Source organism: Pseudomonas sp. PDM10 (genome assembly GCF_014852295.1).
Classification (GTDB): domain Bacteria; phylum Pseudomonadota; class Gammaproteobacteria; order Pseudomonadales; family Pseudomonadaceae; genus Aquipseudomonas.
This window is the reverse complement of record NZ_JACVBJ010000001.1, coordinates 1,235,612-1,249,574: the sequence shown is the minus strand read 5'-3', so window position 1 is coordinate 1,249,574 and position 13,963 is coordinate 1,235,612. Positions and strand designations below refer to the sequence as shown.

General features: G+C 59.2%; 18 protein-coding genes and 1 tRNA gene. 10 read left to right on the top strand and 9 right to left on the bottom strand.

What is annotated here, in order from left to right:
- Positions 1-3: 3 nt before the first annotated feature.
- Complete coding sequence (locus tag IB252_RS05885) at positions 4-366, top strand: hypothetical protein (protein ID WP_192407373.1); 363 nt, start codon at positions 4-6, stop codon at positions 364-366.
- A 148-nt stretch (positions 367-514) separates the two neighbouring features.
- Here the strand turns inward: IB252_RS05885 and IB252_RS05880 are convergent, their stop codons facing one another.
- On the bottom strand, positions 515-1,180 hold the full coding sequence (locus IB252_RS05880) for a hypothetical protein (protein WP_192407371.1): 666 nt from the start codon (positions 1,178-1,180) through the stop codon (positions 515-517).
- 119 nt (positions 1,181-1,299) lie between these two features.
- Here IB252_RS05880 and IB252_RS05875 point away from each other — a divergent pair, with 119 nt between their 5' ends.
- The 8 genes from IB252_RS05875 to IB252_RS05840 all read left to right on the top strand — a co-directional run bounded on the left by IB252_RS05875 (position 1,300) and on the right by IB252_RS05840 (position 5,273).
- The gene (locus tag IB252_RS05875; protein WP_192407369.1) at positions 1,300-1,731 is read left to right on the top strand and encodes a hypothetical protein; all 432 of its coding nucleotides are present in this window, start codon (positions 1,300-1,302) and stop codon (positions 1,729-1,731) included.
- Positions 1,728-2,285, top strand: a complete 558-nt coding sequence (locus IB252_RS05870; RefSeq protein ID WP_192407367.1) for a hypothetical protein — start codon at positions 1,728-1,730, stop codon at positions 2,283-2,285. Before IB252_RS05875 ends, IB252_RS05870 begins: the two co-directional genes overlap by 4 nt.
- A 14-nt stretch (positions 2,286-2,299) precedes the next feature.
- Positions 2,300-2,812 carry a hypothetical protein gene (locus tag IB252_RS30065; protein WP_225607273.1) on the top strand — a complete coding sequence of 171 codons (513 nt, stop codon included), beginning with the start codon at positions 2,300-2,302 and terminating at the stop codon, positions 2,810-2,812.
- Positions 2,813-2,888: 76 nt separating this feature from the next.
- Complete coding sequence (locus IB252_RS05860; RefSeq protein ID WP_192407365.1) at positions 2,889-3,326, top strand: hypothetical protein; 438 nt, start codon at positions 2,889-2,891, stop codon at positions 3,324-3,326.
- A 58-nt stretch (positions 3,327-3,384) separates the two neighbouring features.
- Positions 3,385-3,714 (top strand): hypothetical protein, encoded by a 330-nt coding sequence (locus tag IB252_RS05855; RefSeq protein ID WP_192407364.1) that lies wholly within the window; start codon positions 3,385-3,387, stop codon positions 3,712-3,714.
- Positions 3,711-3,860: a hypothetical protein gene (locus IB252_RS05850; RefSeq protein WP_192407363.1), complete on the top strand. Its 150-nt coding sequence runs from the start codon at positions 3,711-3,713 to the stop codon at positions 3,858-3,860. The genes IB252_RS05855 and IB252_RS05850 overlap by 4 nt, the downstream gene beginning before the upstream one ends.
- 43 nt (positions 3,861-3,903) lie before the next feature.
- Positions 3,904-4,137, top strand: coding sequence for a hypothetical protein (locus IB252_RS05845; protein WP_192407362.1), 234 nt, complete (start codon positions 3,904-3,906; stop codon positions 4,135-4,137).
- Positions 4,137-5,273 carry a tyrosine-type recombinase/integrase gene (locus IB252_RS05840; RefSeq protein WP_192407361.1) on the top strand — a complete coding sequence of 379 codons (1,137 nt, stop codon included), beginning with the start codon at positions 4,137-4,139 and terminating at the stop codon, positions 5,271-5,273. Before IB252_RS05845 ends, IB252_RS05840 begins: the two co-directional genes overlap by 1 nt.
- Before the next feature lie 109 nt (positions 5,274-5,382).
- Here the strand turns inward: IB252_RS05840 and IB252_RS05835 are convergent.
- Positions 5,383-5,459, bottom strand: a tRNA-Val gene (locus IB252_RS05835).
- Positions 5,460-5,642: 183 nt separating this feature from the next.
- Between IB252_RS05835 and IB252_RS05830 the strand changes: the two genes are divergently transcribed.
- Positions 5,643-6,926, top strand: a complete 1,284-nt coding sequence (locus tag IB252_RS05830) for an NAD(P)/FAD-dependent oxidoreductase (protein ID WP_192407360.1) — start codon at positions 5,643-5,645, stop codon at positions 6,924-6,926.
- Between the two features lie 60 nt (positions 6,927-6,986).
- Here the strand turns inward: IB252_RS05830 and IB252_RS05825 are convergent, their stop codons facing one another.
- From IB252_RS05825 to IB252_RS05795, 7 genes are read right to left on the bottom strand one after another with little or no spacing between them, the layout of a single operon-like run.
- Positions 6,987-7,619: an RraA family protein gene (locus tag IB252_RS05825; RefSeq protein WP_192407601.1), complete on the bottom strand. Its 633-nt coding sequence runs from the start codon at positions 7,617-7,619 to the stop codon at positions 6,987-6,989.
- Positions 7,610-8,392 carry an IucA/IucC family C-terminal-domain containing protein gene (locus IB252_RS05820; RefSeq protein ID WP_192407359.1) on the bottom strand — a complete coding sequence of 261 codons (783 nt, stop codon included), beginning with the start codon at positions 8,390-8,392 and terminating at the stop codon, positions 7,610-7,612. Before IB252_RS05820 ends, IB252_RS05825 begins: the two co-directional genes overlap by 10 nt.
- Entirely contained in the window at positions 8,389-9,180 is a 792-nt protein-coding gene (locus IB252_RS05815) for an ABC transporter ATP-binding protein (RefSeq protein ID WP_192407357.1), read from the bottom strand. Before IB252_RS05815 ends, IB252_RS05820 begins: the two co-directional genes overlap by 4 nt.
- A gap of 12 nt (positions 9,181-9,192) precedes the next feature.
- On the bottom strand, positions 9,193-10,224 hold the full coding sequence (locus IB252_RS05810; RefSeq protein ID WP_192407356.1) for a FecCD family ABC transporter permease: 1,032 nt from the start codon (positions 10,222-10,224) through the stop codon (positions 9,193-9,195).
- Positions 10,217-11,206 carry a FecCD family ABC transporter permease gene (locus IB252_RS05805; protein WP_192407355.1) on the bottom strand — a complete coding sequence of 330 codons (990 nt, stop codon included), beginning with the start codon at positions 11,204-11,206 and terminating at the stop codon, positions 10,217-10,219. Before IB252_RS05805 ends, IB252_RS05810 begins: the two co-directional genes overlap by 8 nt.
- Entirely contained in the window at positions 11,203-12,123 is a 921-nt protein-coding gene (locus IB252_RS05800) for an ABC transporter substrate-binding protein (protein WP_192407354.1), read from the bottom strand. Before IB252_RS05800 ends, IB252_RS05805 begins: the two co-directional genes overlap by 4 nt.
- Entirely contained in the window at positions 12,116-13,963 is a 1,848-nt protein-coding gene (locus tag IB252_RS05795) for an IucA/IucC family protein (protein WP_192407353.1), read from the bottom strand. The genes IB252_RS05800 and IB252_RS05795 overlap by 8 nt, the downstream gene beginning before the upstream one ends.

Here is a 13,963-nt window from a genome sequence, read left to right as displayed (position 1 = left end):
GCCATGAGCACATTTGCAGTGTTTGGAATGAATGAGCACTTCGCCCGCGAAGAGGCGAAGCGCAAGGTTCGCGACTTCAAGATCGAAAAGGGTAAGCGGGTTGAGCTGTCAATGAGCCAGTGGCTACAGGCTGTCGAAGATCGCGTGGTCAAGATCATGGACGGCAAGCGAGTCGCCCAACTCAGCAGCATGTTCGACGCCCCCCAGTACGCAGCCGATTATGCCGAGCGCATCCGGAAGCTTGGTCGGTGCCGCGACGTCATCATCAGGGCGAAGATCAAGCTGCCGCAGAATGACCTGCGACGGAAGTCGCCGACCAAGCTTTCATGGATGGACTACTCGCCGGAATCGACAGCGGCCGCCTGAGCGGCTCGCTCCTACGGCTTGTTTGCGGGCTTCGGAGCTGGTGGTGGTGAAGAGGGTCTTTGCGAGACGACCACCTTCTTAGATGCGCCGTCGTTCGCAACCTTGACCTTATCTCCCCCTCGGACACTCCCCTCTCTAAACTTGTCACTCATGGTGTTTGGCTCCATTGGCTCTTAGGGATCAACTCAATAACAATACTGCCGAATGGCTTGCAGAGATAGACAAAAGGAACCTCATAAAGAAATTCCGAATCGCTGTACCTGTACACTTTCACGTCTGCAAGCACCACCTCGTGACACGATGGATTCTCCGCAAAGGAAATCACCTGCCCTTCGTAAGTTAGATCATCTGGCTTATCTCGTATGTAGATCCAATCTACATCTTTACCTCCCATAAAATATGAAAAAAGGTTCTCATCACCGAATTTGGTTGAAACTCCCAGCCGTCTTGCGACCCTGTTGAAAACTTTATGGTTTACACAGAAAGATGAAACCAGTGCTACCGGAAAAGCAAATGCAGTCGCCCAAAACACTTCGCTTGCGTTTACCCCGGTCTCGGCCTTTAAAGCGGCCTGCCATATGCCTAGCCAGCTCCACTGCGTTGGAATTCCTTCCGCGCGCACCAAATCAACAACAAGGTGAAACGCTTGTAATCCGACATATGAAAAAACCCCTAGCACTAGGGAATACAAGCCAAATTTAAAAGAGTCCCATTTTGCATGAAAAGTTATTTTATCACTGATAATTGCCGCAATAATCCCCGGAAGCATTATCACAATTAAGGTAACTACAAGCTGACTCATATCTACTTCCATAAAAATAGTCGTTCCTGTTTATTTCTCCGATCACAGTAGTGCACTAACACAATTTGAGCCAGATCGACCAAAACTTTTTATCCGCCACCGCCCGGGCATGACCCGGCATAGGACGCCCCATGCCCAAAGAAAACAAACTTGCCCTGAAGCGCCAGCGCGCCGAGCAGGTCAATCAGGCTATCCGGATCATCGCCGACCACGGCCGGCGGTTCTTCTACAGCCAGTCCGTGAATCGCTACGCCAGCATGGAAGTCGACGCTCGCGGCAAGGTCTGGTTCATCGACGACTACAGCGGGAAGCGCGTCTTCACGCATGAAACGGTGTGGGGCGGTCGGTGGCGCGGATTCACTCACGGCGGCACGCTGAAGGATATGGTCAAGGCGTTCAGGGACTACATCTGCACCGGCGAACCGCTGCACCCTGGCTATCTCGGCCCTGAGCGGTTCAACGACAGCAACATCTGGGGTTACGACGAGGCAGGCATGAAGGCTGTGCGTAAGCAGGCCGGCCCCCTTTCCGTGTTCCGCCAGCCCGTCTCGGAGGCCGCATGATCAATCTCTTCTGGCGCCTGGTCGCCAAGCTGCTTGCACGCCCAGCCGTTGCCACCCGGCTGATCACCCGCGCCCAGCGCACCCCGTACCAGCACATCATGTCCGCCGACGGCACCGAGATGTACATGGGTCGCTGGTGGCTGTTCAACCCGTACAGCCGGGAGACGCACAAGCCGGCGCTCTGGTGGTGTCCGTGGTCGTTCCGTATCCACCACATCATGCGGCCGGATGAAGACCGGGATCTGCACGACCACCCATGGAACGCGAGGACGATCATCCTGCGCGGCTGCTACACGGAGCAACGACTACTCGATCACGAAGACCCGGCGCTGTCCGGACTGAATGTCCCAGCCAACGCGCAGGCCACCGAGTACATCGACCGCCAACCAGGCGACACCGCGCAGCTACTGCACGGCGAATACCACCGGATCGACAAGGTATTCCACGAAGGCGTCATCACCCTGTTCATCACCAGCAAGTGGCGCGGTGACTGGGGATTTCTGGTCAACGGTGTCAAGGTTCCTTGGCGCACCTACACAGGCACGGACAATTGAAGAGGACTTTCAAGGTGAGCGAACCAAAAGTGATTTACCTCGGGCCGGCCTGCGAGGCGGATACCGGTGACGGCAGGACTTGGGCAGAGGACAACCCTTGGCCGGACTGTGAATGCGGTCACCGCGCAGTGCAGTACGTGCTCGGCGAGACCTTCAATCGCATGAAGGCTGAGCGTGACGCCCTGCAGCTGCGCTTGAACGTAGCGGATCAGCGGATTGATGAGCTGACCCAGCACGAGCTCGAGCCGGTGAACTGGGCCGCGCCGAAGACGGTTCGCCAATTGATCCGGCAACTCCAGACGCTGGACCCGGATCTGGAAACCCACGCCATGTTGCGTATCCCTGACTTCAAAGACGGAAAGCAGGTCCGGTCATGCCCACTGAGCATTTCGTATGAGCGCATGGAGGGGCCGTGGCTCTCGAGCTTCAAAGGTGAAGACCGAAAGGTGATCGCCATCTGGGCCAAGCCTGACCACCGCGACCTGCAGGACCAGGGTGAAACGCTGACCGAGTCAGCCGAATCCTGATAGGAGTACATCTGTACTCCTGCCGAAAATTTACTCCCCCCTCAAAGTCAGCCGCTATAGCGGCAAAGGAACAGTCATGCCTAGAGATCAGCTCGCAGCACAACTGAACGGCATTCAGTACCCAGCGCACCGCGCCATCACCAAAGACCAGATCGCGGCCGCCAAAGCTGCCGGCCTCGTGATCGTCTTCGGCGCCAGCGATGACCTCATGGAATTCGAAGGTGCCATCCGTGATGAGTTCGGCTGCTACAACGGCGGCACTGCCTGGATAGATGCTAAAGGGCTGCTGGACAGATCGCAGATTGACGATGACGACGATGAAGCGATTGCTGATTTCGTAAAACGCAGAACGAGTGCCGAGTCCATCCAGGCTATTTGGGATCAGGACGGGTTCAGCTGGATCTACGAAACAGACATCCCGCACACCACGTTCAATGTTTGGGAAGGGGAAGATGGCTACTGCCGCGGCATTGTTTTCGCACTGGCTGATCTGAAATCACAGGTGACGCCATGATCGCCCCAGTCTATGCCCTCGCCTACATGGCCTGGCTCATCTACTCGGGGCCACGGCGATGAACAGCAATGAAGCTCGCGCTCTGTTCTCCGGCGCAAACCTTAACTACTCGGTTGTCACCCAGAAAAACATGCAGAGGCTTCGGACGCTGATCAACAAACAGATGAAGGATAGCGGCCTAATTAAAGGCACCTTCAGCTGCCATCAGCGAGCCAAGATCCGCGAAGGCTACGCCGAGATTCGGTGCCGGTCGTTCTACTTCGATAATCGCGAGGCAGTCACCTTTAACACCGACGGCTTCATCGGGTTCGCTGGCTGGGCTGACGAGAAGAACATCCAGCCGGTGCTGGCTGGGTTTGCTGAGTGGGTGAAGGAGACTGCGCCATGACCCATCAGCCCAAAGGCGGCATGTGTCGCACCTGCGTCCACGCCCACCGCAATTGCAGCCACCTTCCCTTCAGCACCATGCCGGCGCTCGCCCGGGACGCTCAGACCGTGATCGTCCGCTGCATTGAATTCCAGCGCCGCAAATAACCCCTCCCACCTTCTGCCGCCACGCGCGGCATGGAGCATCATCATGGCAAAAGTATTGGCCCAGATTACGGTCAAGTTGCCGCGCCTCATGGAGGCAGGCGAATACAGAAAGCTGCGGTACGTCGGCGGAAAGCCGAGCCTGCAACAATTGAAAAGATGGATCGAGGAAGGCGAAGTGATTGGAGAGGTAAAAGGCGGGATGTATTTCGTCGATGTTCAGGCAGCAGTGATGGGGTCGAGTGATCCACTGCTGGCCAAGATGCTGGAGATGGGCTGATGGCTGCCCGGCCGCGCACACTTCAGAACAGGAAGCTGCCGCCAAACCTTTACCCGAACGGTAAGTATTGGCGGTATCGCAACCCCGTCACCGGCGTCATGACCAGCATCAACCGGCCCTTGGAGGAGGCAATCAAACTGGCCAGGGCGGCCAATTTGAAGTTCGCGGTGTTGGTCGTCGACGATGGGTCGCTGCTCGCCCTCCTGACCGGTGATCGGCTTCCGATCGTGAGCAATCTGCTGAAACGCTTCGAGGAGGAATGGCTGCCAGACAAAACCTACGCCGCTCGCACCTTGGAGGAAATCAAATTCAAGCTCGAGCGGTACCGACAGGATCTGGGTGATCGGCTGATTGGGCAGATGGATGTGCTGGCCATGGCCGAGTATCTGGACGGTTTCAGCAACAACGCGTACACGAAGCACCGCGGGCTGTGGGTGCAGATCTTTGCCTTCGCCGTGGCCAAAGGCCTTGCCGAACGCAACAACGCCGAGCTGACGCTGGTGAAGAAGGAGGCGGAGAAGAAGCGCCAGCGGCACACATTCGACGGGTTGAAGATGATCATCGACGCAGCAACGACACCACCTTGGCTGAAGCGCGCCATCCGCCTGGCGCTGGCCAGTCTTCAGCGTCGCGAGGATATCGTCACCTGGCTGAAGTCAGCCGTCGACATGGACAAGAACACGCTGACGGTGTCGCCCGGGAAGACCCAGGGCTACGACAACCCGATCCATCTGAAGATCACCATGGGCGCAGCGCTTCGCGAAGTGATCGGTGAGTGCTTGCGGTCACCGCTGGTCTCGCCGTACCTCATCCACTACAAACCGAAGGCACGGCGCCGGGAACAAATCGACGCGAAGGACCACTGGACGTCGGTGACCCCGGACTACCTGACCAAAGAGTTCAGCAAGGCCCGGGACGCGGCGCACGCTTACGACCATGTTCCGGCCGGCGAGCGCCCCACTTTTCACGAGATCCGCGCTTTAGGAGCGTGGCTGTACGAACAGCAAAATTTCCCGCAGGAATACATTCAGGCTTTGATGGGGCATGCGGACGAGAAGATGACGAAGCACTATCAGGAGGGGCACGACGAAAAGAAGATCGAGTATCTGGAGGTGGGCGCCGAATTGGCGTTCTGAGGTGGGAGTTTTGCAAAAGTTTTGCAAAAGTTTTGCAAATCGCAGAAAGCAAAAAGGGGTCACCATTTCTGGTGACCCCTCTAGACCGCCCAGCAGAGCGGATTTTGTTTGGTAGGCGCGATTGGACTCGAACCAACGACCCCCACCATGTCAAGGTGGTGCTCTAACCAACTGAGCTACGTGCCTGCTGTGAGGCGGCATTCTACGGAATTCCGGAGGGGTGTCAACACCTTTTTTCGAGCTAACCCTATGAATATGCAAAATATTTAATTTTGCGGCTGCAAAGAAGATTTTGCGGTGGCTGGCGGTCGTTTTTTATCTCGGGTAGGATCGACGCACTCGTAAAATATATTAAACAGAGGCTGCAGGATGGCGAACACCCCCTACCCGGATTCCTATTACGCCGCATCGGCCAATCCGGCTCCGCCGCGCCCGGCCTTGCAGGATGACGTAGAGACTGATGTCTGTGTGATCGGTGCCGGTTACACCGGTCTGTCCTCTGCCCTGTTTCTGCTGGAAAACGGTTTCCGGGTCACGGTGCTTGAAGCGGCGAAGGTAGGTTTTGGTGCGTCGGGGCGTAACGGTGGCCAGATCGTTAACAGTTATAGCCGCGACATCGATGTGATCGAGCGCAGTGTCGGTCCCAAGCAGGCTCAGTTGCTGGGGCAGATGGCGTTCGAAGGTGGGCGGATCATTCGTGAGCGGGTTGCCAAATATAATATCCAGTGCGACCTGAAGGACGGTGGCGTATTCGCTGCCATTACCGCCAAGCAGATGGGCCATCTGGAATCCCAGAAGCGTCTGTGGGAGCGCTTCGGTCACACGCAGCTTGAATTGATGGATCAGCGTCGCATCCGTGAAGTGGTCGCGTGCGATCAATACATCGGCGGCATGCTCGACATGAGCGGCGGGCACATTCATCCGCTGAACCTGGTGTTGGGTGAAGCGGCAGCCGTCGAGTCGCTGGGCGGCACCATTTATGAGCAATCGCCGGCGGTGCGCATCGAGCGCGGCGCGAATCCGGTGGTGCATACGCCTCAAGGCAAGGTCAGGGCCAAGTTCATCATCGTGGCGGGCAATGCGTATCTCGGTAATCTGGTGCCGGAACTGGCCGCCAAATCGATGCCCTGCGGGACTCAGGTGATCACCACTGAACCCTTGGGCGAAGCATTGGCCAAGAGCCTGTTGCCGCAGGATTACTGCGTCGAAGACTGCAATTACCTGCTCGACTACTACCGTTTGACCGCAGACAAGCGCCTGGTTTTCGGCGGTGGCGTGGTGTATGGCGCGCGGGATCCGGCGAACATCGAGGCAATAATTCGGCCGAAGATGCTCAAGGCTTTCCCGCAGCTCAAGGACGTGAAGATCGATTACGCCTGGACCGGCAATTTCCTGCTGACCTTGTCACGACTTCCTCAGGTCGGACGCCTGGGCGACAACATCTACTATTCCCAGGGTTGCAGCGGCCATGGCGTGACGTATACGCACCTGGCGGGCAAGGTGTTGGCCGAAGCGTTGCGTGGTCAGGCCGAGCGTTTCGACGCGTTTGCCGACCTGCCCCACTACCCGTTCCCCGGCGGACAACTGCTGCGCACTCCGTTCGCTGCGTTGGGCGCTTGGTATTACGGACTGCGAGACAAACTCGGCTTCTGACCGACCGACGCAAAAAAGGGGCAACTGCACAGTTGCCCCTTTTCATTTCAGCTCGGGAAGTCAGCCCCTTCGCTGATCGAGTCTCTGCAAGAATTCCGCCCTGCGCTGCTGGTCCATTTCCTCTTTGGCCAAGAGCTCGGGAAGCAGCTCGGCCGCACGCCGGGCATCGAGGATGAAGACGCCGTCATCATCACCAATGGCCAGATCCCCCGGCTGTACCTGAACGCCGCCCACATTGATCGACTGATTGACTTCCCCTCGGGCGCCAATGCCGCGAGTCGTGTACGCACTGACGTCCCGGCAAAAGACCGGCAACCCATGGCGACGCAATGCGCTGACATCCGTGACCGCACCCGACACCACCACCCCGGCCAACCCTTTGATCAGACCGGCCAGGGTGCGCAGTTCACCCCAACAGCCACACTCCTCGTCGCCCATACATTCGATCACCAGCACGTCGCCCGGCTCACTCAGCAACAGCGCTTCACGCAAAACACTGCCATCCGGCGGGAAGACTTTGACGGTGACGACATGGCCGAACATGCGGATGTTGTTGAACAGCGGCTTGATCCCCCGCAGGAAGCCCTGATCGGAAAAATGGCCGATGGTCGACGAAGGGATCGCCTGGTAGGCGTTGAGCAACTCCGAGGTAACGAGCTGCTGGCGTGGATTGATCTGATAACTCATCGGCATTTCCCCGGACGCAGCAATGGGCAGGTCGAACAATATTCAGCAGGCTCCGTAGCCAGATAATAGAAGCAGCAGGTTCGTCGAAAGCGAATGCTGCGCTGCCCCTCGTCGACCAGTGTCGGCGGTCGGCGGAAATGGCTCAGCGGGTTGTAATCGAGGCCGAACAGCGCAGGTTGTGCCTGGGTCAGCAACCACCTGAAGTCGGCTTCATAGCGCTCGCGTACCGACGGTTCGTCGATTTTCGTCATGCGTTTTTCATACAACGAATACACGCGCACGGCGGTGTTTTCCCACAAGATGCGCCGCGAAACACCACTCACACGGTTGAAGGTTTGCCACAGCGGCTTCAACAGCCCGGCAAACAGCGCCTGCACCAGGGTTTCCCGCCAGGCCTCGCGCTCACCGGCCCCGTACGCCAGCGGCAGGGAATGAGCCAGCGGCATCGAAGACGTCCACAGCCCGTCATCATGGCCGTACTCGATCACCGTGTTGTCCAGCGACAGCAGCAGTCCTTTGTCGTACACCGACATGGCGTACAAACACGCGCCGGTGGCCAGGAACGACAGGCGCTTACCCAGCAGCGAGGCGGTGATCGCCCGCGACGGTGAGCCAATGACCGGGCTCAATGCGTCCAGCAAACGCTCGCACACCTCGTCCTGCAACAGGTCACGCGCCATCAGCGAGCGTAAGGGGTCACGTTCGGCGCAGTTCTTCAACCGCAACCCACCGCCCAGCACGTTCCATTCTTGCGCAGTGAAGTGGTGAGCCAGACTCATTGCGGCAATTCCCGGCCAAACGGAATGCACATCGGCGTACCAAAGAACGGATCAGGAATAATCCTGCAGTTGAGGTCGAACACGGTTTTGACCAGCGCTTGAGTCAAGACGTCTTCAGGCCGGCCCTGGGCAAATGCCGTACGCTCATGCACCGCGACCATATGATCGGCATAACGACAGGCCAGGTTGAGGTCGTGAAGCACCATGATGATGGTTTTGTTTTCGAGCCGGTTGAGGTCGCGCAGCAGGTCCAGCACTTCAATCTGGTGAGCCAGGTCGAGGAAGGTCGTCGGCTCGTCCAGCAGCACAATGCCGGTGTCCTGGGCCAGGGTCATGGCGATCCACGCACGCTGGCGCTGCCCACCGGACAAGGCATCCACCGGCCGATCCGCCAGCGCTTGCAGACTGGTCTGCGTCAGCGCGCGATTGACCATGGTTTCATCCTCGGCCGACCACTGTTGCATCCAGCTCTGGTAAGGGTATCGGCCCAGGGCCACGAGCTGGCGAACGGTGATGCCCTCGGGCGCCGTCGGTATTTGCGGCAGGATGGCCAACTCACGCGCCACCGCCGCCGTGGATTTTTTCTGGATATCCACGCCGTTGAGAATCACCGAGCCTTGCTGCGGTTTCAGCAGTCGTGCGAAGGATTTGAGCAAGGTACTTTTGCCGCAGCCGTTACTGCCAATCAGCACCGAGATCTTGCCCTTGGGCAGTTGCATGTCCAGCGCGTCAATAATCACCTGGCGCTGATAACTCAGGGTCAGGCCGCGACTTGCAATCGACGTCATACGTTGAATTCCTTAATGACGCTGTTTAATCAGTAAATAGAGAAAAAAGGGTGTGCCCAGCACCGCAACAAAGATCCCGGCCGGTAGATCCAGGGGCAAGAACAGCGTGCGCCCGACCAGGTCCGCCAGCATCACCAGGTTTGCGCCAATCAGGGCTGCCATCACAGCCTGCCCAGCGAAACCGGGGGCCACCAGGCGTTTGGCAATATGTGGCGCGATCAGCCCGACAAACGCGATCGCCCCACCCCAGGCAATGGCCGCACCAGCCAACGCCACACTCACCAGCAACAAACCGGCCCGCAGCCATTGCACGCGCACGCCGATGCCCTGGGCCAGGTTGTCATCCAACTGTTGCACCATCACCTGACGGGCCAGCAGCACCAGCAGCGGACAAATGCCCAACAACCAGCTCGCAAGCGCCAGCGGTTCGGGCCAACTGGCGCCGTATACGCTGCCGGTCAGCCAAACGTAGGCAGACAGGGTGGTGGTCAGCGGACTGAACACCAGAATGAAGGTCGTCGCGGCGGTCAACATCGCCGAGACGCCCACACCGATCAGCACCAGTCGCAGCGGTGAGGTCCCCTGCTTCCAGGCCAGCAGATAAATGGCCAGTGTCGCCAGCGCCGCACCGAGCATCGCAGCCAGGGGCAAAAATTGTTGACCCAGCGTCGCCGACAAGAACGACAGATAAAGCACAGCAGCGGCGCTGGCACCGCTGGTGATGCCCAGCAGGTCTGGCGATGCCAGCGGGTTGCGGATGATGCTTTGCAGGATCAACCCGGACACCGACAACGCAGCCCCGACCAATGCCGCCAGCACAATGCGTGGAAAACGCAGTTGCTCGACGATCAATGTCAGGCCGGCGTCCTGACTGGAAAACAGGATTCGCATCACCTCGAGGGGCGAGAGGATGACTTTCCCCAGCGATAACGAGCCGAGCATCACCAGCACCGTCAGCACCAGCGCCGCCGCCAATCGCAACCACGTGGAGAGGTTGACCCGCCGGGAATACCCGCCCCGGCGCCAGGTCACCACCTTATCCATAACGACCTCCACGCCGGGCCAACAGGATGAAAAACGGTGCGCCGAACAGCGCCGTCATCACCCCCACCGGCACTTCCTGAGGCAGGATCAAAACCCGCGACAGCGTATCCGCCAACAGCAGCAGAATGGCGCCGAGCAGCGCACAACCGGGCAGCAACCATCGATGGTCGATGGACAACCCCTTGCGCACCATGTGCGGTACCAGAAGACCAATGAAACCGATGCTGCCGGCCAACGCCACCGCGCTGCCCGCGAGACAGATCACCAGCACGCTCATCAGCAGCCGGATCAGACCGGTTCGCTGCCCCAACCCCGTGGCGATCTCTTCCCCGGCGTTGAGCACATTGAGCTGCCCGGCCAGCAACAGCGCCCCCGCCAACCCGAGCACAGCGCACAGCAACAACGGCGCAGCGGTCGACAGGCTGCGTTCGGTCAGTGAACCAGCCATCCAGAACAAAACCGTGTCCAGGCCATCCTGATTCACCACCAGCAGCGCCTGACTGAAAGCGGAGAACAACGCGGCGATCGCCGCACCCGCCAGCACGATGCGCAGCGGACTGAGACTGCCTTGCCCCATGTTGCCGATCAGCCATACCAGACACCCCGCCACGCCAGCGCCAATAAACGCCGACCATAGCCAGGCATCCGGGGATGACAGCGAGAAGATCGAGGAAAACAGGATGATAAAAAAAGTCGCACCGGCATTGATCCCGAACAACCCGGGTGATGCCAATGGATTGCGCGTCAGTGCCTGCATCAGCGCGCCCGCGACCGCAAGGCTGGCGCCAACGGAAATCGCCATCAAGGTGCGCGACAGGCGCGTGGTGGTCACCAGCGCATGATTGATACTCAACGGGTCGGGATGGACAAACGCCGCGGCAATCTGTGGCAGTGGAATCCAGGTGGCACCGACCGCCAGGCTCAACACGCAGCACAGCAGCAACACGACACCCGCGCTGCACAGCTTGACTCCCGGGCTCATGAGACCACCTGCGCGGCGGCCACGCGGGCCACGTCGTCGAGCATCAGGTTCGCTCCCAACATCCCGCCCGACAGACTCCACGCGACGCCATCGACCTGCCACACCTGTCCTTGCTGCGGGGCACGCATCTGCTTCCACAACGGGTGTTGCACCAGGCTCTCGTAATTGCGCTGCACCGCCGCGTTCTGCGCGCGCAGGAACACAAAAAAGATGTCGGCATTCACCACCGCAAGGCTTTCCTTGCTGGTGAGTTTGATCGACACCCCGCTCGCCTCACGGCTAGTGTCACTCCAGTTGAATCCCAGTTCGGTGAGCACCGAGCCCGGAAAACTCGCCGGCAGGTAACTGCGGATGTGGTCTTCGCGGATGTCCAGAATCGACACCGTGGGAGGCCAGCGTCCGGCAAATGTCTGCCGCAGTTGCTGACACAGTTGTGCCACGCGCTGCTGCCATCGATTCAGAATCTCATCGGCCCTCTGTTGCTGGTGTAATGCAGCGCCCATCAGCGCCAGGGTCTTCTTGAACTCGAACACTTCCTCCAGCATCAGCACCGGGGCGATCTGCTTGAGTAATGGGAAGATGCGCTCATGGCGAAAATGTGAGGCAACGATCAAGTCCGGTTTGAGCAGTGCGATGTCTTCAAGGCTGGGCTGGGTCTCCAGCCCGACATGGGGCACAGCGCCCAATGCCGTGCGCAAATAGCGATAGGTCGGTTTTTCGCTCCAGGAATCGACTACGCCACACGGGGTCACGCCCAACATCACAGCGCAGTCGGTGGCCCCCTGAAACAGGGTGATCACCCGCAACGGTGCAGCGCCGGTCTCGGACCATGCCGGCGCAGAAAACCTGAGGGCGAGCGCCCCCAGGGACAGGCGCAACAGCGTGCGCCTGGAGGGTTCACGTCGCGGTTCAGGCATTATGATCGAGCCGGTGAAACGGGTTGACCACCTGCCCTTTGCCAAACGGCATGCTGCCAGGGCCGCCCGCGCGCTCGATCATCGGGGTGAGCAGCAATTTTTGCGGCCAATGTGGCGCTTCGAATAGCTGGTGCTTGATCATGATCCGCGCCTCGGCGTCAAACTCGATGGTGTCGATCAACTCGTTGAGCACTTCGCCCATCGCCGTCCACAACCCGGTCGCCGGCAATGCGTAGACCTCAGCCAGCGTATCGATGATGGCGCGGAGGTTGACCTGAATACCCAGGGTCTGCAACCAGAACAGCAGGTCTTCAGGGCGATCGTGGTACAGCGTGTTGGCGTGCCCCTTCTTCAACCGGTAAGCCGGGTCGGCCAGGCCGTTGCGCTCCAGCCACGGCACAAAGATGCGCAACGAATCGTGGTCACGCAACAGCAAGCCCTGGGCGTAACCGGCCTTCCACACCAGTACCGCGTTCTGCCCGTGAATCTCCCCGAGCATGCCGATGCGGAACATCCGCAGGTTGATATCGAAGAAGCTATGGCACAACTCGCGGAACAGGGTCATCACCGACGCGGCACTGGCCGGCAATTGGCGGTAGGCCATCCAGTCATCGAAGAAGTGCTGATTGCTACCCGGCAGCGGTGTGCCCAATGCCGCCATGGGCACCAGTCGGGTGTCCAGGTCTTCGAGCAGCGCAGGCGGATAGCCGCGCACCATGGCCGACAAGTGACGCGGCGCTTCGTCGAACAGCGTCGCGTCCGGCGGCATGAACGCCCACCATTTGGTTTCGTCGCACAGGTGCAGGGACTGTTGCAGGGTTTGATCCTTGCTCAGAGCCTGACGCAGCAGCACCTCGCTCAAGCCGCCGTTGATCATTTTCACTGCAGGCAGATAACGGGAAGCACCCAGCGAATAGATCGCCATTGGCAACTTGAGGTAATCGGCACTGTTGAAGCACGGCGTCATCGAGCGCAACGACGAGGTGGCGAAGAAATCACCGTCGGAGAAGTCCAGTCGATGGCAATCACCCTTGGCGAACGCGTCGCCGAGCTGTGCCTCCAGCACGTGTTCAAACTGCCACGGGTGCACCGGCAGCGCGATATGACTATCGGCAATGCCCCGTTGTTGCAACTCGTGTTGCAGGCCGACCTGTAACGCGAACGGCAACAAGTACTGGGCAGGATAACTCTGCGCCAGGTCCGTCACACCGTCGCCGCATTGCAGCAACGTGCGGTCGACCGCGACCCAATTGAGCGCCACCGGACGGGCGAACTCCGCCTGATACTGCTGATATTCCGCGTCGTCCAAACCCTGCTTGGCTTTGGCCAGCGGATGATAGGGACGATCACGCAGCGAAGCCCACTGCTCCATCGCCAGGAAAAAGTCCGCATTGCTCTTTTCCAGCAAGCGTTCGCTGTTAACCCGATGTGCCAGGGACAACTCGGTTTGCCGGACACTGGTGCGCAGCACATCCAGAAACAGGGCGAAGCCTTTTTCATTGTCCGGGTAGCGATCGGTCATGCCGGCCAACACCTGGGTCGTGAAAGCCTCGGGTGACAGCGCGGCCAGCTTGTCATTCTGTCGAGCCAAAACCGGCGTGCCCGGTACTTTTTCCCACTGCTGGGTAATGCCGGGACGCAGGGCAATGACGATGCAACCTTGGGGATCGATAGGCCATTCCCAGATCCGTTGTTCGGCGCTCAATCCGGTAAACGGCTGATCGGCCGATGACGAGGGCGCCACCAGGTTCAGCGGCTCGGTCCCGAAAAAATGTTCGGCCAGCAAACAATCGACCAGATCCTGCATCACCTTGTCGGCGGCCATTGTGGTGAAGTTCAT